Below are 18940 nucleotides of genomic sequence, written 5' to 3'. Positions count from 1 at the left end.
TCTTGCACTGCCAAGCCGGGAGGTCTGTGGGAATCGACCCAAAAGGGGTCCCAAATGCCAACGACCCCGGAACGGCGGGCCGCGCGTACATCCGGCGCAGGCCTGAAGCTATTCCAAGGTCGTCCCAGCGACGGAGTTTTCCGCTCAACGTCGCCGTTAGAACCTAGATAGGAACGCTAGGACCGCTCCGCAAGGGGCCGGAAACCGGAATTCTTGTGCTTATTGGTTCGGTACTTCCCGGATGATCGGGCCCCGCGGCGCCGGCGCGGCGGGGGCAACGGGTGCCGCAGCCGGGGCCGGCTCGACCTTCGCCGGTTTGGGCGGCTTGCCGTACTGGCCGATCGGCCCGAACACGACGGCGACCGCAAGCACGATCGCGGCGACGATCGCGCCCAGAATGCCACCCATCGACTCAGACGCCATGAAACCCATCCCTCATCCAGATACGCCCCGTGATACCACGGATGCGCGCGGAGCCGGAAGGGCCCCTACTTCGCTGGCGGCCTGTGCTTGACGAAAGCCGACACGATATCCTTCTGCGCGGACTCCACCGCCCTGTTCGCGGTCGCGAGATGGGCGCCGGCATCGATGTTCGGATATTGCGTGGTGAGATAGCCGAGCAGCGCCACCCGGTAATATTGCCGCTCCGACGGACAGGCGCCCGCGACCGAGCGGCCAAAATCCTGGTCCGTCATTCCCTGATTGCTGTCCCGCGAATATTCCCGCGCCAGGCAATGCCAGTAATCATCGCGGCCCTGCTGGGCGAGCTTCTGTGCGCTCCTGGCATCGTCGTCATCCGCCATGACCGAAGTCATCATGGCAGCAGATGTCATCATGACGAGCGTCGCTCCCACCGTCAGCATCCGCATCTTGTTCTCCTTTTTCGCAGATCACTGCCGAGCTTAGACTCGAGGCGAGAACTGGCCAATCACATCTCGTTTGACTAGGATAAAGCCCTCCCTCCCCGTCGATGCGAGATCCTCCCGTGGCAAAAGCAAAAACCGCGTCCAAAAAATCCGGCAACATCTTCATCGGCATCGGCGGCTGGACCTTCGAGCCCTGGCGCGGCGTGTTCTATCCGGAGAAACTCACACAGGCGAAGGAGCTGTCTTACGCAGCCTCGAAGCTGACCTCGATCGAGATCAACGGCACCTATTACGGCTCGCAGAAGCCGGAGAGCTTTCGCAAATGGGCGAGCGAGGTGCCCGACGGCTTCGTGTTCTCGGTGAAGGGACCGCGCTTCGCCACCAACCGCCGCGTGCTCGCCGAGGCCGGCGACTCCATCAAGCGGTTCTATGATTCCGGCGTACTGGAACTCGGCGACCATCTCGGGCCGGTGCTGTGGCAGTTCGCGCCGACCAAGAAATTCGACGGTGCCGATTTCGGCAAGTTTCTCGAGCTGCTGCCGCGCAAGCTCGACGGACGCGCGCTGCGCCATGTCGTCGAAGTCCGCCACGACAGCTTCTGCACGCCGGACTTCGTGGCGCTGATCCGCGAGTTCGAGACGCCAGTCGTGTTCGCCGAGCACGGCAAGTATCCCGCCATCGCCGACGTCGCCGGCGACTTCGTCTATGCGCGCTTGCAGAAGGGCAATGACGAGATCAAGACGTGCTACCCGCCGAAGCAGCTCGATGCCTGGGCCGGGCGCTTCAAGGATTGGGCCGCAGGCGGCGAACCGGACGACCTGCCGAAAGTTGACGAGGCCAAGCCCAAGAAGGAGCCGCGCGACGTGTTCGCCTATGTCATTCACGAGGGCAAGGTGCGCGCACCGCACGGCGCCATGGAACTGATCGCGCGGGTCAGCTGAGGCGCCCCATGGCAAAAGCGAAGAAGCTCTTCACCATCGGTTATGAGCAGACGCCGTCCAAGGCCGTGCTGGACGAGTTGGACCAGGCCGGCGTCAAGCTCGTGGTGGACGTGCGCGCCGTGACGTCGTCGCGCCGGCCGGGCTTTTCCAAGAAGCAGCTTGCGGCAGGGCTCGACGAGCGCGGCATTGCCTATGTCCATCTCGCCGCGCTCGGCACGCCGAAGGAAGGCCGCCTCGCCGCCCGCAGCGGGCAGTACGATTTGCTGGAGAAGATCTTCTCAAAGCATCTGAAGGCACCCGAGGCCAGGGAAGCCATGGACGAGCTCTCGGCGCTGGTGAAGAAGGCGGGCCCGGTGTGCCTGCTCTGCTACGAGCGCGATCACACCCACTGCCATCGCCAGATGATCGCGGAGATCATCGAGGAGCGCGATGGGGTGACGGTGACGAATTTGGCGGGGCGGCAGGTGTAGCTATTGTCGTCATTCCGGGGCGCGCCCTCTTGGCGCGAACCCGGAATCCATGGAGCGGCAGAGTGGGTGGATAAATGGATTCCGGGTTCGCGCTACGCGCGCCCCGGAATGACCAGTTACCCCTCCCCCGTCAGCTTGAACGTCCCCTCCATCATCTGCACACAACTGCCGCCGACATGGGCGGAGACGATCTTGCCGTCCTGCTTGCGCACGCGCGTCAGCAGAATGCTCGGCCGACCCATGTCAAAGCCTTGGCCGACCGTGAGCTTGAGTTCGCCATCGCGCACGGGATCGAGATCGGCGAACAGTGCGGCCGCGGCAACCGTGGCGCTGCCGGTGGCCGGATCCTCAGCGTAGCCGCCGGCACCGCGCATGAACATCCGCGCCTGGATCTCGCTCGGCGCCTCCGCCGCGGGCACATCGCGCGTGTAGAACCACACCGAGACTGCACCGTCGCGCGGCAAGAGCCTGCCGAAGGCCGCCGCGTCGGACCTCGCCCGCTTCAGCGCATCGCGCGAATGCACTTCCGCGACCACGAAGGGCGTCCCGACGCCAACGACCTGCGGGGCGTGACGATCGGTCCTGATGTCATCGGCGCTCAACGAGATGCAGGCTGCGACGTCCTCGGCCGAAAGCTGCGCAAGCCGCGACAGCGGCTGCGGCGCGGTCAGCTCGGTGCTGACCACCTTTCCCTGCTCCCTGAAGATGTCGACCGGCACGAGGCCCGCGATCTCCTCGAACAGCAGGCGCGGCTTCGGCTCCTTCGCAAGGCTCGCCAGCACGAAGGACGTGCCGACATTGGGATGGCCTGCGAACGGCATCTCACGGACCGGCGTGAAGATGCGCACCTCCGCATCATGGGCCTTGTCGCGCGGCGGCAGCACGAAGGTGGTCTCGGAATAGTTGAATTCGGTGGCAATCGCCTGCATCTGCCTGGACGAAAGCCCGCCGGCGTCGAGCACCACGGCAAGCTGGTTGCCGCCGAAAGCGCGGTCGGTGAACACGTCGACGGTGATGTAGCGGCGCAGCATCGTCACTTCCCCATGCAAGTCGCGGCCGCAACCGGCCGCATCGCCGGGACTTTACAGGCCGGCGACATCGCTCGTCATGCCCCAAAATTCGGAGCAATCGGAGCAATAGCGAATGGCGTGTTGGAGGGCTGACGGACTGCAGTCATCTATCGAGGTCGGGCTGGCGGAATCCGCCAACCCGACATCGTCTGGCGCGATCGTCAGTAAGCGTACGCGTAGCCCGTGTTCGGCAGACACGGCGGCTGCGTGTAGGGCGCGGAGGCATACGCGCCTTCCGCCGGAGCCCTGACGCAGGTGTCGGTCATCGCTTGAGTGACGGCCGCGCGCGGCGGGGCAGCGTGGCGCACCGTTGCGGCCTGGGTCTGGGTGGCGGCTGCGGCGAGCAGGACGGCCGCAACAAGGGTCAATCGGGTCATTGGCTTTCTCCGGGGTGAAGAGTGAAAGCCGAGACATTCGGCTTCCACAGTGCAGGACCCGAAAGCTAGCAGGGATATGTCATCACGCGTCTTCAACGCAGCGCGACGGCGCTTCAACGAACCGCGACTCCCGCGTGAAGGCGCGCTACCCCAATTGAAACACCGCCACCTTCTGCTCATAGCCTCGCACGGCGACCTCGCCGAGCGCGACAGCGTCGCTGCCGGCCTCGCCCAGCGCCTCGCGCACGGTCGCCGAAATCAGGAGCTGCGAGCCGAACTCCTTGTTCAGCGCTTCCAGCCGCGAGGCGAAATTCACGGTGTCGCCGATGACGGTGTACTCCTTGCGCCGGGGCGAGCCGATATTGCCGGCGACGACCTCGCCGAAATGAATGCCGATGCCGATGCGCAGCGGCCAGCTCGTCTGCGCGTTGATGCGGCCCATTGCGTGCAGCATGTCGCGGCCCGCGGCAACCGCCCGCTGCGCGGCGTCGGAGGCTTCCAGCGGCGCGCCGAACAGAGCGAGGAAGCCATCGCCGAGGAACTTGTTCACGATGCCGCCGTGACGGTCGAGAATGTCCACAAGCACCGCAAAGGCGCCGTCGAGCCGATCCACCACTTCCTGCGGGGTACGCGATTGCGCGCCGGCCGTGAAGCCGCGGAAATCGACGAACATCACCGCAACGCGGCGGACGTCCCCGCCGGTGCTGGTCCCTGCCGCCATCAGTTGCTCCACGACCTGCGGCGAGACATGCTGGCCGAACAGGTTCGTCACCCGGTCGCGCGCGGTCGCCGCCGCAATGCTCGCGGCGAACTGGCGACGGAGCTGCGCGCCGACGGCGCCCGCCAGCACGCCACAGATCAGGATGATGGTGCTGCGCACGGCATGGAAATAGGCCTGCGGCTCACCGGCACCACTGGCAGAATCGTAGATCAGCGCGACGGCGAACAGCTCGGCCGCCGCGACGAAACCCGTGAACGTCGACAGGTAGAAATCGAGCCGCAGGGTCGAGAGGATGACGAAGATGAAATAGATCAGCGGCACCGCGAAGCCGAGCGCCTGGCTCGCGCCCAAGGTCCGGATCTGGAGGACGAGGATGACGGTGGGCAGCGACGTCTCGATCAACGCGCCGACATAGCGCCGGACCACCGGCACGTCGCGGTCGAGCTTGAGATTGTTCCTGATCTGGGTATGGACCCAGACCTCGAACAGGATGAAGCCGCCGAGAAGGCCGTAGACCTCGACGAGCCCTTCCGTGCCGCGCCACACCCTGTTCACCACAGTGGGATCGACCAGATACATCGCGGTGAGGAACAGCACCATAACGCAGCCGGTCGTGATCAGCGCCCGCACCCGGAGCAGCTCGGTGCGCAGCACTTCGCGTGTCAGCTCGCGTTCGAAATCCTCCGATAGCACGGCGTGCTGCCGTGTCCTCCTGCTCGCAAATCTGGCCATTCGCCCCTCGATTCCGGGGCATTGTGCCTCAATCCAGCGTGCGGCGGAAGCGCGTCACGGCGATGGTCATCGCGAACAGCATCAGGGCCGCCAGCGCCAGCGTGTCGAAACGCAAGTTCTGCATGGTCGCGCCCTTCAGCATGATGGCGCGGACGATGCGCAGATAGTGGGTCAGGGGCAGGCATTCGCCGACATATTGCGCCCAGGTCGGCATCCCCGCGAACGGGAACATGAAGCCGGACAGCAGAATGCTCGGCAGGAAGAACATCATCGACATCTGCATGGCCTGGAGCTGGTTCTGCACCACCGTCGAGATGGTGTAACCGATCGACAGATTGGTGGTGATGAACAGGGTCGAGAGCAGCGCCAGCAGGAACAGATTGCCGAGCACGGGGACGCCGAACAGGCCGACGCCGATGCCGATGATGAGAAAGGCCTGGAGGAACCCGACCAGCACGTAGGGCACGATCTTGCCGAACATCACCTCGACCGGCTTGATCGGCATCGACAGCAGGCTCTCCATGGTGCCGCGCTCGACCTCGCGTGTCACCGACAGCGCGGTGAAGATCAGCATGGTCATGGTGAGGATGGTGCCGACGAGGCCCGGCACGATGTTGAGGCTGGAGCTAGCTGCCGGATTGTAGCGGGCATGCGCGCGGATCTCGAACGGCATCTCCGGGGGATCGCCGATATAGAGATCATGCTTGAGCGCGGTCTGCACGATCATGCCGAGCGAGCCCATCGCCGCGCTGGCCGCCACCGGATCGGTCGCATCGGCCGCTACCAGCAGCGCCGGCTTGTCGCCGCGCCGCACCGCCCGCTCGAATCCGCGCGGAATCTCGACGCCGAACAGCACCTTGCCGGATTTCAGGAGATTGTCGAAATCGTCGACGTCGTGCACCTCATAAAGGAAGCGGAAATAGGCGGTGTTCTCCAGCGCCTTCAGGATCGAGCGGGCGAGATCGGAATCCTCTTGGAGCAGCACCGCGCTCGGCAGATGGTGCGGGGTGGTGTTGATGGCATAGCCGAACAGCATGAGCTGCATCACCGGCAGCATCACGATCATCGCGAACGACACGCGATCGCGCTTGAGCTGGATGAACTCCTTGATCAGCATCGCATAGGAGCGCCGCAGGAAACCGAAGCGCTCGCGGACCGCGTGGATTGGGACTGGGCCCTGGGCTGGAGCCGGACGATCGACGGCGCTCATTGGAAATTGTCCCTGGAGCGCCCCATCAGCTCGATGAACACGTCTTCCAGCGAGGGCGACGATTGGTGCCAGTGCAAGCCGCTTGTTCGCCGCCACGGCGCGATGCTGGCTTCGAGCGCCGCAACGTCACGGCCGGACACGTGCAGCGAGGTACCGAACGGCGCGACCATGTCGACCCCGGGCTTGCCGGTGAGCTCGGATGTCAGGCCGTTGAGGTCGTCGCCCGTCACGGTGTAGGTCGTCAGCGCGGATTTCGCGATCACCTCCTCCACGGTGCCGTGCGCCAGCAGATGGCCGTAGGCGATATAGGCGATCTCGTGACAGCGCTCGGCTTCGTCCATGTAATGGGTGGACACCAGTACGGTGAGGCCCTCGGCCGCCAGCGCGTGGATCTCGTTCCAGAAGTCGCGCCGCGCCTTGGGATCGACGCCGGCGGTGGGCTCGTCCAGCAGCAGCAATTGCGGATTGGGCAGCGTGCAGGCCCCGAGCGCCAACCGCTGCTTCCAGCCGCCCGAGAGCTCGCCGGCGAGTTGTTCCTCGCGCCCGGAGAGCCCGAGCCGCTTGATCATGTCGCGCGCAGCGCCTTGCGCATCGGCCAGACCGTAGAGCCGCGCAACGAATTCGAGGTTCTCACGCGCGGAGAGATCCTGGTACAGGCTGAAGCGCTGGGTCATGTAGCCGACCTGGCGCTTGATCTTCTCGGCATCTTTCAGGATGTCGTAGCCGAGGCAGGTGCCCTCGCCGCTGTCAGGCGTGAGCAGCCCGCAGAGGATGCGGATGGTCGTGGTCTTGCCCGAGCCGTTGGGCCCGAGGAAGCCGTAGATCGAGCCGCGCCTCACCTGCATCGACAGATCGTGCACGACCTCGCGGCCGCCGAACGACTTGCTCAGGCCCTTGACGTCGATCGCGATGCCGCTGCTAACGCTCATCGCTTGTCCGCCACCGGTGTCTTCGGGTTGAGATAGACGTCGATCGGCTGGCCGACCCGCAGCGCGTCGGGGCGCGAAGGCCGCGCCTGGATCAGATAGACCAGCTTGTTGCGCTCATCGAGGCTGTAGATGACCGGCGGGGTATATTCGGCCGAGGTCGCGATGAAATAGATCTTCGCGGTGAGATCGGCCGCGCAATTGTCGCAGGAGATGCGGACGGTGTCGCCGATCGCGAGCTTCGGCAGCGCGGTCTCCGGCACGAAGAAGCGCAGCTTCATGTTGCCGGGCGGCATGATCGACAGCACCGGTCGTTGCGCTGCCACCATCTCGCCCTCGCGGAAATAGATCTGCTGAATGGTGCCGGCAACGGGCGCAAAGCCTTTGCGCCGTGCCATTCGCGTCTCCGACGTCGCCACCCGCGCTTCCGCGACGCGCAAGGCGGACACCGCGGAATCGAGATTGGCCTGCGTGCCCGAGCCGGTCTTGCTCAGCGAGGCCGCGCGATCATAGGTCTGCTGCGCATTCGCGAGCGTCGCCTTGTTCTGGTTGAGATCGGCAAGCTGAAGGTCGTCGTCGACGGAATAGAGCTGATCGCCGACCTTGACTTCATCGCCCTCGCGCACGCCAAGCTTCGTCACCCGCCCCGCTTCATCGGGACTGACATAGATCATGTCGGCCTCGACCCAGCCCTGGAAGCCAGGATCGCGCTTCTCCTTGCACCCGGCGAGGCCGGTTGCGAGCGCGACGACCAATGCAAATGCAGCAAGTGCGCGTGACGACCTCATGTCGTCCTCCGTTCGCCAAAAATCAAATCAAGATGGACGCGCAGCATGTCCTGCGCGTCGAGCGGCGCATGCCGCGCAAACAGGCTCTGCCAGATCACCGCGATCATCGCGGGCGCGACCAGGATCTGCGGATAGCGCCCGAGATCCTTTTCGCGGATCTCGCCGCGGGCGATGCCGAGCTCGATCAGGGCGCGCATGGCCGCGATTCCGCGCGAGACGACCTCACGGTAGTAGAAATCGGCGACGGCGGGAAAACGCGGCCCCTCCGCCACAATCAGCCGCACCAGATCGCCGCGCCTGGTGCCGATGACCTCTTTCAGGAAGTTGCCGGCAAAGACCTCGATGAGGTCGCGTACCGAGCCGGTCGGCGGCGGCAGCGCGGTCAGCCGCTCCACCACCGGCACGATCACGATCCGCACCAACTCCTCGAACATCGATTCCTTGTCCTTGAAGTGCAGGTAGATCGTGCCCTTGGCGACGCCGGCCCGTTTGGCGATGTCGTCGAGGCGCGTGGCGGCGAAGCCGCGGGCGATGAACTCCTCCATCGCCGCCTCCACGATCGCCGCGCGCCGCTCCAGCGTGCGCGCCGCACGGCTCGACGGAGGCATCTGTCCGCCGGACGTGGGCGCATGCCCTCCACTCTCTGCAGACGGCTTGGCAGGCATGGTCGGCTTCTTCGGCATGCTCAATATTTGACTGACTAGTCAGTCATAGTCAATATGATTGCCAGACCTAATAAATTAGTTCTTGCTAATTAATTAGTATCTGCTAATTAGTCGACATGATCGAAGCTGCTCCAAACCCCGTCACCACCGTCATGCGCGCCCTCGCCGACCCGACGCGGCGCGCCGTGTTCGAGCGCGTGTTCGAGAGCAAGGAGATCAGCGTCGCCGAGCTGACGCGCGGCAGCGGCGTCACCCAGGGCGCGATCTCGCAACACCTGAAGTCCCTCAAGCAGGCTGGCCTCGTCGCCGAGCGCGCCGAGGGCCGCAACGTCTACTACCGCGCCGCGCCGCAAGGGCTCGAGCCCCTGGTCACCTGGATGGACCATTACGGCGTGTTCTGGCGCGAGCGCTTCCAGAACCTGCGTGACCTCTTGAAGGAGATCGATCCGTGAGTGCAGTTGCTTCCAAGGTCCAAACTCAGAACATCGTCATCGACGAGGTCTTCCCTCACGCCGTCGCGACGGTCTGGAGGGCGCTGACCAGCGCCGAGCTGATCGCGCGCTGGCTGATGCCGCCGACCGGCTTCGAAGCCGTGGAAGGCAACACCTTTACGTTCAAGACCAATCCGGCGGGCGCGTGGGACGGCACGATCCACTGCCGCGTTCTGGAGGTCGTGCCGAACCAGCGCTTCGCCTATGCCTGGAAGGGCGGCGACGAAAGCAACAGCGGCTACGGCTCGGCGCTCGACACCGTCGTCACCTGGTCGCTCACATCGGTCGAAGCGGGCACGCGCGTGCGCGTGGTGCATTCGGGCTTCGTGACGCCGAAGAACGACACGGCGTATCGCAACATGAGCGACGGTTGGGTCAAGGTGCTGCAGCGGCTCGATACCATCGCCGGCGAAGACAGTTGAGGACGCAGCGCGATGGACAAGCCCTATACCGGCGGCTGCGCCTGCGGCACGATCCGCTATTCGATTCCGGGTGAGCCCCTGTTCAGCAATCATTGTCAGTGCCGCGACTGTCAGCGGGAGAGCGGCAGCGGCCACGGTTCCTACGCGACGTTCGCGCGGGCCGGCATCACGGTCACTGGCGAGGCCAAGCACTGGGACATGGTCGGCGACAGCGGCAATGTGAAGACGCGCGGCTTCTGCCCGCAATGCGGCGTTGCGGTCTACATGACCTTCGCAGCGCAGCCCGACATCTTCACGATCCGCGCCGCAAGTCTCGACGAACCCGCGCGCTACAGGCCGCAGGCGGTGACCTACGCTGCGCGCGGACAAGGCTGGGATCATATCGGTCCCAGCCTGCCAAAGTTCGCGGGCATGCCGCCGGCATGAAGCCCTAGTCGAAATCGAGCACCATGCGGCCGTCGATCTTGCCGGCCTTCATCCGATCGAAGACGTCGTTGATTTGCGCGAGCGGCACCTTCGTCACCTCGGCCTTCACCTTGCCCTCCGTGGCGAATGCGACGGCTTCGTCGAGGTCGCGCCGCGTGCCGACGATCGAGCCGCGCACCGTGATGCGCTTGAGCACCACGTCGAAGATCGGCGTCGGGAATTCGCCCGGCGGCAGACCGACGAGACTGACGGTGCCTTTCCGGCGCACCATCTTCAGCGCCTGGGCGAATGCCGGGGTCGAGACCGCTGTCACCAGCACGCCATGAGCCCCGCCGCCAGTTGCCGCCAGCACCTTGTCCACCGCATCGGCTGCAAGCGCGTTCACGGCGAGATCGGCGCCAGTCTCGCGGGCGAGCTTGAGCTTGTCCTCGGCGATATCGACTGCCGCAACCTTGAGCCCCATCGCCTTGGCGTACTGAACCGCGACGTGGCCGAGCCCGCCAACGCCTGAGATCACCACCCACTCGCCGGGCCTGGCCTCGGTCTCCTTCAAGCCCTTGTAGGTGGTGACGCCGGCACACAGGATCGGCGCGATGGCGGCGAAATCGACCGTCGCCGGCAGCTTGGCAGCAAAGGCGGCCGAGGCGATGACATATTCGGCGAAGCCGCCGTTCACGCTGTAGCCGGTGTTGTGCTGGTGCTCGCACAGCGTCTCCCAACCGGTCTCGCAATATTCGCAGGACATGCAGGCGTCATGCAGCCAGGCGACGCCGACGGCATCCCCCACTTTCAGATTCTTCACGCCGGGCCCGAGCGCCGCGACGATGCCCGCGGCCTCGTGGCCGGGAATGAAAGGCGGAACCGGCTTCACCGGCCAGTCGCCGGAGGCTGCATGCAGATCGGTGTGGCAGACACCGCAGGCCTTGACCTTGACCAGAACCTCGCCGGGACCGGGCTGCGGCACCGGCACGTCCTCGATCACCAGGGGCTTGCCGAATTGCTTGACGATTGCGGCTTTCATGGTCGGCATCTGTCTGCTCCTCTGCGTGTTGCGAGGCAGAATAGCGACGCCGCCCGGCGCTCCTTTGATGGGGGTCAAACAGCACAAAGTTTGCGCAAGGCCGGCCTCATCATGACACCACAATGACGCCGGGCCGAATCTCTGTCAGCTATGGAACTTCAGCCCGTCGAGGACCTTGTCGATCACCTTGCGCTCGGCGCGCATGGCGAGACCGACGAGATTGAGATCGGCGCGCGCCACTGCCCTCACCGCCTCGCGATTGGCGGCATCATGCGTCGTGCTGAACATGTCCTCGGTGTAGACCGCCGGCTTGACGTTGCGCGCGAGCGCGCGATCGAGTGCCCGCGACAGCGCAGGGCCGTCGGCGCCGTAGATGAGGATCGGCTGACCGATCAGCGCATGATAGTTCGTGCCCGAGGCGTCCTCATAGGGCTCGCCGATGCAGTCCGGAAAGGCCGCGGCAATGCCGCTGGTGAGAAACGACGCGACGTTGAGCTTCTGCCAGGCCTGAAGATCGGAGCGGATCACGACGGCGATCTTGGTATCGAACTGCATGCAATTCCCCAAACGTCATTCCAGACGCGATGCCATGCATCGTACCGGAACGACAGCAAAAGAGGAACTACGCCTTCGCGTCGCAGGCCCAGGCCCAGCATTTTCTGATTGCGGGGTTGGACGAGCTGAAACTTCTCGGCTCCACGGCATAACCATGAGCGCGGCATGGACTGGCCGTATCGACCGCGACAATGCGGCCGCGATCGATACCCTACCGGCCTCCGCATGCGTCAAGACGCGCGACGGTCAATCGCAGGTCTGGACGACGCGAGGGTTAGTCAACGAAAGCAGCCGTCAGACTGATGCCCCCGCTCTTGCCTGTCTCGCCCGTTTGGCTGGCTACGGAGTTGCCAGTCGACGGCTGGTCGTGCCAAGCGCCTCTGGCGTCCGTGAACACTTGAATCAGATCCTGACCACCTTCCTGATAATGCCGGATCGCCGCCGTACCGACGGTCTTTCCATCCAGGATCAGAGATTCGCACTGCCACCAAAACTCCGTGTTCGTCCCGAGGTTGATGGTTCCCGTCATCTGATTGGGTTCATTCGTCGCACCATTTGCTCCCTGCCAATTCCAGCCAGCGGACTTGGTGCACACCCAATTGATCGTTCTCATTTTCGCTCCCGGTTCGAGTTCGCTCAATGCAAGGTCGCATACCGAGATCAAACAAGCCAGCGTATTCGCGACCAAAAGTTGAAATGCACGATTGGAACTACCAAACCGGTCGTCGGAGATTGCGTCTCATCGTGGTCTTGTCGCCGCCAATCGAGCGATATGGGAAATGCCCGCGGCACAGGGATTTTCAGGAAACTCGACGTCTTCGATGCACGGCGGAGCCTAAGGATTTTCCGATGTGCAATTGCAGCCTGAAGCGTGCGCCAAAAGGCGCGCGCCCGACAACGGCAAACTACCCCTTGGCGTCACAGACCCACGCGCGGATCACGCATTCCTTCCCGCCGTATTTGTAGCATTCGCGCGTGGCGGCATTGAGCGTGGCGGAGATCTTCGGCTTGACGGCATAGCCATAGGCGCCACACGGATTGGACAGATCGACCGACATCGCCGCGCAGGCACGCTTCATCGTCACGGTCGTGCAGTCGCCCTTGCACTGCTTCTGCGCCGCGGCCCGCGCCTCGTGCTCGTGGCCATAGTCATAAGCCTGGCCATAGGCGCCGCACTTGCCGACCGCAAATGCGCCGGCCGCATGCGCATCCGTGATGTGGCGAGCGCCGGCGACACAAACGGACAGCGCAAAGAAAAACATCGCGCAACGGCGCGCGACGACGTTCGAAGCCATGGAAAAACCCCCCCCCCAAGGCAGGTGGGGGAACTCTAAGCGGCGGTCGTTTCCAGATGGTGAACGGGTGGTTGAAATCGGCGAGATGTAATGTGTCCCCACGGACAGTGCCGTAGGGTGGGCAAAGCGCAGCGAGCCCACGAATTGCAGATTGCGTGAGAGAGATCGTGGGCACGGCGCTCCGCGCCTTTGCCCACCCTACGGCACCGACATTTGCGGCACCGTCATCCGCGTCTCGCCGCTTCCAATGCCTGCGGCGTGTCGATGTCGAGGAAGGCACTCTCGCCGTCCACCGGCACTTCGGCGACCGCCTCGGCGTGCCTGGCGATCAGATGACGCGCGCCGACGTCGCCGTCGAGGGTCATCAACTCCTTGAAGAAGCGGCGCGACCACAGCACAGGGTTGCCGCGGCGCCCCTCGCTGACCGGCACGACGATGAGGTTGCCGCGGTCCGGCGCAAAGCCGTCGATGAGACGGTCGATCAGGCCGGCATCGATCAGCGGCATGTCGCCGAGACAGACCAAGGCGCCGTCACAAGCCTCCGGCACGGCGGCGATGCCCGCCTTGACCGAGCTCGCAATGCCGCCGGCAAAATCGGGATTCTTGACGAACCGCACCTTCAACCCCTGAAGCGCCTGCTCGACCAGCTCGGTCTGGTGGCCGGTGACGACGATCACCTCGGACGCCTTTGAAGCGAGCGCCTGCTCGGTCGCGATCCGTACCAGCTTCTTGCCGTCGAGCTCGGCGAGCAGCTTGTTCGGCCCGCCCATGCGTGTGGAGCGTCCCGCCGCGAGCACTATGGCGGCGACGTGGCTGTTGCCCTCGGTCTCCGCTGTCGCGCGCGGCTGCGGGCGCGTCACGATCTCCATCAACAGGCCGCCAACGCCCATGCCCATCAGCTCGGAGCGCGTCACCTTGATGCCGGCGAGCAGCCGCATCAAGACCCAGTCGAACCCGTTCTCGACCGGCGAGCGCGCGCAGCCCGGCGCACCCAGCACCGGCACGCCGCCGGCCCGCGCGATCAGCAAGAGATTGCCGGGATCGACCGGCATGCCGAAATGCTCGATCTCGCCGCCGATGCCGGTGACGGCCGCGGGGATCACGTCGCGGCGATCGGCGATCGCGGAGGCCCCGAACACGATGACGAGCTCGGCGCCAAGCGCGAGCAATTCCTTGATCGCGGCCGACAGCGCGGCTTCGTCATGCTGGACCCGCCGTTCGGCGATGATGCCGGCGCCGGCCGGCGCAAGCCGCTCGGCGGTGACGCGCAGCGTCTTGTCGATCACCTTGGAGGACAGGCCCGGCAGCAGGGTCGAGACCACGCCGACGCGCTTGATCACGTAAGGCGCGATTCTGAGCACGTCCTTGCCCGCGGCCTTCACCGCGGCATCGCGCAAATTTCCCTCGACGCCGAACGGGATGATCTTGACGGTGCCGACCATCTCGCCCTCGACCACCGGCTTGTAGGCGTTGAGCGTCGCAAAGGTGATGGCCTCGTCGATATTGTTGATGCGGTCGACCGCGGCGCGATCGATCACCAGCACGCCCGGCTGTGCCGCAAACAGATTGGCGCGGCCGGTGAAGGCGCGCTCGACATGGATGCCTTCGCCCCCGACGGCCAGCGCGATGCTGGCGGCCGCAACGTCCTCGGAGACGTCGCCCGCCTCCATGCGCACCACGACGATGTCCTTGATGCCGGCGCGCGTGAGCTGCTCGACCTCAGCGGGGCCGATCGTCGTGCCCTTCTTCAGCACCAGCGGTCCCTGGCGCAGGGTGTGGACGGTCACCCCGCCGATCGCATCCTGAGGGGTCGCCGGACCGAATTTCATGCCGCTTCTTCTTTTTCTTTGGGAGGCAGACGGAGCACCGCCGTGATCTCCGCCATGATGGACACCGCGATCTCGGACGGGGAGACGGCGCCGATCGCAAGCCCGATCGGCGCGTGGATGCGCGCGATGTCGCTTTCCTTCGCGCCCTGCGCCCGCAGCCGATCGCCGCGCTTGGCATGCGTCTTCCGCGAGCCGAGCGCGCCGATATAGAAGCAGCCGCGCTCGAAGGCATGCAGCAATGCGGGATCGTCGATCTTGGGATCGTGAGTCACCGCGACGAAGGCGGTGTAGGCATCGACATTGAGCGGCGGCAGCGCCGTATCAGGCCATTCGGCAACGAGCGGAATGTCGGGGAAGCGCTCGGGGCTCGCAAAGGCCGTGCGGGGATCGACGACCGTGACGTCATAGCCGAGCGAACGCGCCAGCGGCGCCAGGGCCTGGCTGATATGGACTGCGCCGATGATGACGAGCTTTGCGGTCGGCGCGTAGACGTTGAGGAACAGCTTCTTGCCGCCGGCCTCGACATTGGCGCTCTTGCCCATGCGAAGCTGCTTTTCCAGCTCAGTGCGCAGCGGATCCTTGGCGAAATCCGCGGCTTTCACCAGGCGCTGCTCGCCGCTCTCGGTGTCGGTCACCAGGATCGCCGGCCGGCGCGCGGCGCGTTCGGCGTTGAGTTCGTGCAGGATTGCGAGCTTCACGGCTAGCCGACCTTCTCGACGAAGACGCGGATGGTGCCGCCGCAGGACAGCCCGACATTCCAGGCGGTCTCGTCGGCGACGCCGAACTCCAGCATTCTGGGCTTGCCACTCTGGATCACGTCCATGGCCTCGGTGACCACGGCGCCTTCGACGCAGCCGCCGGAGACCGAACCCAGGAACGTGCCCTCGTCGTTGATCACGAGGCTGGAGCCAGCCGGGCGCGGCGCCGAGCCCCAGGTCTCCACAACGGTCGCCAGCGCGACGCCATGGCCGGCCTTCTGCCAGTCCTCCGCCGCCTTCAGGATATCCTCGTCGCGATCGAGCATCGGTGGCCTCTCAAGCTGCGGAGCGGATCAGGCTGCGGTGATGCGGCGGCAGCGGCCGGGAGAGCGTCGTGATCAGCTCCTGGATTGAACCCAAATTATGCACGGGGCGGAATTCGTCAACGTGCGGGAGCATCATTTTGATGCCCTGGGCCTTGGCCTCGAAGCCCCCGAACCGGAGCAGCGGGTTGAGCCAGATCAGCCGGCGGCAGGAGCGGTGCAGCCGGTCCATCTCGAAGGCGAGCTTGGAATCGGCCTCCCGCTCCAACCCGTCGGAGATGAGGAGCACGATGGCGCCCTGGCTCAGCACCCGCCGCGCCCACAATTTGTTGAAGTTGTGCAGCGAGGCCGAGATCCGCGTGCCGCCGGCCCAGTCCTCGACCGAGGCCGAGCAGCTCGCCAGCGCCTCGTCGGGATCGCGCTGGCGCAGTGCGCGGGTGACATTGGTGAGACGGGTTCCGAACAGGAATACCGAGACGCGCTTTCGGGCGTCGCCGATGGCGTGGAGGAAATGCAGGAACAGGCGGGTATATTCGCTCATCGAGCCCGAAATATCGAGCAGCGCCACGATCGGCGCCGGCTTCTCGATCCGGCCGAGGCGATGGATGTCGATGATGTCGCCGCCGGTGCGCAAGGAGGCGCGCAGCGTGCGGCGCAGGTCGAGGCGCAGGCCGCGAGCGTCAGGCCGGTGCCGGCGCGTCAGGAGCTCGGCCTGCGGCAGCCGCATCCGCTCGATGGCACGCAGCGCCTCGGTGATCTCGGCCGCGCTCATCTGCGCAAAATCCTTCTTCTGAAGGATCTCCTTGTCGGAGACCGACAGGCGCAGATCCTGCTCCTGGTGCTGCGGCGTCTCGGTCATGCGCGGCTGCGACATCGCCTCCTGCACGCGGCGCGAGCCGGCTTGCGGCTTCTTCTTGGCCTCCTCCGGCAGCGGCACCGAATCCAGCATGTGCTTCCACTCTTCCGAGGCGCGGAAGAACAGGTTGAAGGCCTGCCTGAAGATCAGCGCGTGCTCGTGGCGCTTGACGAAGATCGCCTCCAGCGTGGCGAAGACGTCGGCGCGGTTGCCGATGTCGATCACCTGCAGCGCGCTCATGGCGTCGATGACAGCGCCCGGCCCGACCGGCATGCCCGCCGAACGCAGCGCACGGGCGAAGCCGACGATGTTGTCGGCGAACTGCTCGGTTTGCTCCGGGGCAAGGTGGTTGATGGCCATGGTCTATCCCAGCTCCGTCATTCCGGGGCGGCGCGGAGCGACGAACCCGGAATCCAGAAGTTGTGGCGCGAGATTCCGGGTTCGCGCTACGCGCGCCCCGGAATGACGGAAAATCAAATCTCGCTGGTCGCTTCCTTCAGCACCTTCTGCAGGGTGTCGCCCTGCATGCGGGTGATGTCGTCCTGGTACTTGAGCAGTGCGCCCAGCGTGTCGCCGACCACTTGCGGGGTCAGCGAGCGGGCGTCCAGCTCCGACAAGGCGGTCGCCCAGTCGATGGTCTCGGCAACGCCGGGCGACTTGTAGAAGTCCTGGTTGCGCAGCGCCTGCACGAAGCGCACGACCTGCTGCGACAGCTTTGCGGAGATGCCGGGCACGCGCGTCTTGACGATCGCAAGCTCGCGCTCGGCCGCGGGGTAATCGACCCAATGATAGAGACAGCGCCGCTTCAGCGCGTCGTGAATCTCGCGGGTGCGATTCGACGTGATGATGACGATCGGCGGGGCCGGCGCCTTCACGGTACCGAATTCAGGGATAGTCACTTGGAAGTCGCTGAGGATTTCGAGCAAGTAGGCCTCGAAGGCCTCGTCGGCACGGTCGAGCTCGTCGATCAGCAGCACCGGCGGTCCCGCGACGTCGGGCTCGAGCGCCTGCAGCAGCGGCCGCTTGATCATGTAGCGGTCGGCGAAGATGTCGGAGGAGAGCTGGTCTCGATCGGTGTCGCCGGCGGCTTCCGCCATCCGGATCGCGATCATCTGCGCCGCGCTATTCCACTCATAGACGGCGGAGGAGACGTCGAGGCCCTCGTAGCACTGCAGGCGGATCAGCTTCCGCCCCAGCGCCGCCGAGAGCACCTTGGCGATCTCGGTCTTGCCGACGCCGGCCTCGCCTTCGAGGAACAGCGGCCGGCCCATTCGCAGCGAGAGGTACGTCACCGTCGCCAGCGATCGCTCGGCGAGATAGCCGCGCGACGTCAAGAGTTCGAGCATCGCATCGACCGATGCCGGCAAGGCCACTGAAGTCATGAAAGGCCAGTCTCGGTTACGCCCTCACAGGGGCAAGTGTCGGGCCAGTCGGTGGCCCGCTTATTCCTTGGCGTTGGCGGCGTCGAGGGCGCGCCGCGTCAGCACCCCGATGAGATGCGCGCGGTATTCGGCGCTGCCGTGGATGTCGCTGTTGAGACCCTCCGCCGGCACGTCGATGCCCTCGATCGCCTTCGACGCGAAACGCTTCTTGAGGGCTTCCTCGAACGCCTCGACGCGGAACACGCCCTCGGAGCCGGCGCCGGTCACGGCAACCCGAACGTCCGACGGACGCCGCGCCACGAACACGCCGACCAGCGCATAGCGCGAGGCCTGGTTGCGGAACTTGATGTAAGCCGCCTTCTTCGGCAGCGGGAACATCACCTTGGTGATGATCTCGTCGGCTTCCAGCGCGGTCGAGAACAGGCCCTGGAAATATTCCTCGGCCTTGAGGCGGCGCTTGTTGGTGACGATGGTCGCGCCCAGCGCGAGCACGGCCGCCGGGTAATCCGCGGTCGGGTCGTTGTTGGCGAGCGAGCCGCCGATCGTGCCCTTGTGGCGCACCGCCGGATCGCCGATCTGGCTCGCGAGATTCGCCAGCGCCGGGATCGCCTCACCGACAATCGCGGAGCTCGCGACCTCGGCGTGCTTGGCCGTGGCGCCGATCACGAGCGAACGGCCTTTCATCTCGATCGTGTTGAGCCCCTCGATATGGGAGAGGTCGACCAGATGCGGGGGGCTGGCGAGACGCTGCTTCATCACGGGAATCAGCGTGTGGCCGCCGGCGATCACCTTGGCGTCTTCGTTCTTCACCAGCAGGTTGGCGGCCTGCCGCACGGTCCCGGGGCGATGATATTTGAATTCGTACATCTGAATGTC

General features: G+C 65.2%; 24 protein-coding genes. 5 read left to right on the top strand and 19 right to left on the bottom strand.

The features are described 5' to 3' along the window. Positions 1 to 219: 219 nt before the first annotated feature. Positions 220 to 423, bottom strand: a complete 204-nt coding sequence (locus CO669_RS04345; RefSeq protein ID WP_097658947.1) for a hypothetical protein — start codon at positions 421 to 423, stop codon at positions 220 to 222. A 65-nt stretch (positions 424 to 488) separates the two neighbouring features. Next, entirely contained in the window at positions 489 to 869 is a 381-nt protein-coding gene (locus CO669_RS04340) for a hypothetical protein (protein ID WP_097658312.1), read from the bottom strand. A 101-nt stretch (positions 870 to 970) separates the two neighbouring features. On the opposite strand from CO669_RS04340, the gene CO669_RS04335 reads away from it, so the two are divergent. Beyond that, positions 971 to 1807, top strand: a complete 837-nt coding sequence (locus tag CO669_RS04335; protein WP_097658311.1) for a DUF72 domain-containing protein — start codon at positions 971 to 973, stop codon at positions 1805 to 1807. A gap of 8 nt (positions 1808 to 1815) precedes the next feature. Then, positions 1816 to 2277, top strand: a complete 462-nt coding sequence (locus tag CO669_RS04330) for a DUF488 domain-containing protein (protein ID WP_097658309.1) — start codon at positions 1816 to 1818, stop codon at positions 2275 to 2277. 116 nt (positions 2278 to 2393) lie between these two features. Here the strand turns inward: CO669_RS04330 and CO669_RS04325 are convergent, their stop codons facing one another. The 7 genes from CO669_RS04325 to CO669_RS04295 all read right to left on the bottom strand — a co-directional run bounded on the left by CO669_RS04325 (position 2394) and on the right by CO669_RS04295 (position 8784). Beyond that, entirely contained in the window at positions 2394 to 3308 is a 915-nt protein-coding gene (locus CO669_RS04325; RefSeq protein ID WP_097658946.1) for a PhzF family phenazine biosynthesis protein, read from the bottom strand. 200 nt (positions 3309 to 3508) lie between these two features. Then, positions 3509 to 3724: a hypothetical protein gene (locus tag CO669_RS04320; protein ID WP_097658307.1), complete on the bottom strand. Its 216-nt coding sequence runs from the start codon at positions 3722 to 3724 to the stop codon at positions 3509 to 3511. A gap of 145 nt (positions 3725 to 3869) precedes the next feature. Continuing rightward, positions 3870 to 5177: an adenylate/guanylate cyclase domain-containing protein gene (locus CO669_RS04315; protein WP_097658305.1), complete on the bottom strand. Its 1308-nt coding sequence runs from the start codon at positions 5175 to 5177 to the stop codon at positions 3870 to 3872. Positions 5178 to 5205: 28 nt separating this feature from the next. Continuing rightward, a complete protein-coding gene (locus CO669_RS04310) occupies positions 5206 to 6387 on the bottom strand; it encodes an ABC transporter permease (RefSeq protein WP_097658304.1) in 1182 nt (393 codons plus the stop codon). Further along, on the bottom strand, positions 6384 to 7316 hold the full coding sequence (locus CO669_RS04305) for an ABC transporter ATP-binding protein (protein ID WP_097658302.1): 933 nt from the start codon (positions 7314 to 7316) through the stop codon (positions 6384 to 6386). Before CO669_RS04305 ends, CO669_RS04310 begins: the two co-directional genes overlap by 4 nt. Then, positions 7313 to 8101 carry an HlyD family secretion protein gene (locus tag CO669_RS04300; RefSeq protein WP_097658300.1) on the bottom strand — a complete coding sequence of 263 codons (789 nt, stop codon included), beginning with the start codon at positions 8099 to 8101 and terminating at the stop codon, positions 7313 to 7315. Before CO669_RS04300 ends, CO669_RS04305 begins: the two co-directional genes overlap by 4 nt. Then, positions 8098 to 8784, bottom strand: coding sequence for a TetR/AcrR family transcriptional regulator (locus CO669_RS04295; RefSeq protein WP_502694452.1), 687 nt, complete (start codon positions 8782 to 8784; stop codon positions 8098 to 8100). The genes CO669_RS04300 and CO669_RS04295 overlap by 4 nt, the downstream gene beginning before the upstream one ends. Positions 8785 to 8882: 98 nt before the next feature. On the opposite strand from CO669_RS04295, the gene CO669_RS04290 reads away from it, so the two are divergent. From CO669_RS04290 to CO669_RS04280, 3 genes are read left to right on the top strand one after another with little or no spacing between them, the layout of a single operon-like run. Beyond that, positions 8883 to 9218, top strand: coding sequence for an ArsR/SmtB family transcription factor (locus CO669_RS04290; RefSeq protein WP_011088398.1), 336 nt, complete (start codon positions 8883 to 8885; stop codon positions 9216 to 9218). Then, positions 9215 to 9679 carry an SRPBCC family protein gene (locus CO669_RS04285; protein WP_097658299.1) on the top strand — a complete coding sequence of 155 codons (465 nt, stop codon included), beginning with the start codon at positions 9215 to 9217 and terminating at the stop codon, positions 9677 to 9679. Before CO669_RS04290 ends, CO669_RS04285 begins: the two co-directional genes overlap by 4 nt. 12 nt (positions 9680 to 9691) lie before the next feature. Beyond that, positions 9692 to 10105, top strand: a complete 414-nt coding sequence (locus CO669_RS04280; RefSeq protein ID WP_097658297.1) for a GFA family protein — start codon at positions 9692 to 9694, stop codon at positions 10103 to 10105. A gap of 4 nt (positions 10106 to 10109) precedes the next feature. On the opposite strand, the gene adhP is transcribed toward CO669_RS04280, so the two are convergent. The 10 genes from adhP to CO669_RS04230 all read right to left on the bottom strand — a co-directional run bounded on the left by adhP (position 10110) and on the right by CO669_RS04230 (position 18931). Beyond that, positions 10110 to 11135, bottom strand: coding sequence for an alcohol dehydrogenase AdhP (gene adhP / locus CO669_RS04275; RefSeq protein ID WP_097658295.1), 1026 nt, complete (start codon positions 11133 to 11135; stop codon positions 10110 to 10112). Between the two features lie 135 nt (positions 11136 to 11270). After that, complete coding sequence (locus CO669_RS04270; RefSeq protein ID WP_097658294.1) at positions 11271 to 11681, bottom strand: DUF2000 family protein; 411 nt, start codon at positions 11679 to 11681, stop codon at positions 11271 to 11273. 274 nt (positions 11682 to 11955) lie between these two features. Next, positions 11956 to 12294, bottom strand: a complete 339-nt coding sequence (locus CO669_RS04265; protein ID WP_143278616.1) for a hypothetical protein — start codon at positions 12292 to 12294, stop codon at positions 11956 to 11958. A 292-nt stretch (positions 12295 to 12586) separates the two neighbouring features. Then, positions 12587 to 12976 carry a DUF4189 domain-containing protein gene (locus tag CO669_RS04260; RefSeq protein ID WP_097658290.1) on the bottom strand — a complete coding sequence of 130 codons (390 nt, stop codon included), beginning with the start codon at positions 12974 to 12976 and terminating at the stop codon, positions 12587 to 12589. 224 nt (positions 12977 to 13200) lie between these two features. Then, positions 13201 to 14805, bottom strand: coding sequence for an NTP transferase domain-containing protein (locus CO669_RS04255; RefSeq protein ID WP_097658289.1), 1605 nt, complete (start codon positions 14803 to 14805; stop codon positions 13201 to 13203). Then, on the bottom strand, positions 14802 to 15503 hold the full coding sequence (locus tag CO669_RS04250) for an XdhC family protein (RefSeq protein ID WP_097658286.1): 702 nt from the start codon (positions 15501 to 15503) through the stop codon (positions 14802 to 14804). The genes CO669_RS04255 and CO669_RS04250 overlap by 4 nt, the downstream gene beginning before the upstream one ends. Before the next feature lie 2 nt (positions 15504 to 15505). Beyond that, a complete protein-coding gene (locus CO669_RS04245) occupies positions 15506 to 15829 on the bottom strand; it encodes an XdhC family protein (protein WP_097658284.1) in 324 nt (107 codons plus the stop codon). Between the two features lie 10 nt (positions 15830 to 15839). Further along, on the bottom strand, positions 15840 to 17042 hold the full coding sequence (locus CO669_RS04240; RefSeq protein ID WP_097658282.1) for a vWA domain-containing protein: 1203 nt from the start codon (positions 17040 to 17042) through the stop codon (positions 15840 to 15842). A gap of 113 nt (positions 17043 to 17155) precedes the next feature. Further along, positions 17156 to 18064 carry an AAA family ATPase gene (locus CO669_RS04235; protein WP_097658280.1) on the bottom strand — a complete coding sequence of 303 codons (909 nt, stop codon included), beginning with the start codon at positions 18062 to 18064 and terminating at the stop codon, positions 17156 to 17158. Positions 18065 to 18124: 60 nt separating this feature from the next. Beyond that, positions 18125 to 18931, bottom strand: coding sequence for an FAD binding domain-containing protein (locus CO669_RS04230; RefSeq protein ID WP_097658278.1), 807 nt, complete (start codon positions 18929 to 18931; stop codon positions 18125 to 18127). Positions 18932 to 18940 lie beyond the last annotated feature (9 nt).

Source organism: Bradyrhizobium sp. Y36 (assembly GCF_002531575.1).
Lineage (GTDB): Bacteria > Pseudomonadota > Alphaproteobacteria > Rhizobiales > Xanthobacteraceae > Bradyrhizobium.
This window is presented reverse-complemented; position numbering and strand designations above follow the sequence as displayed.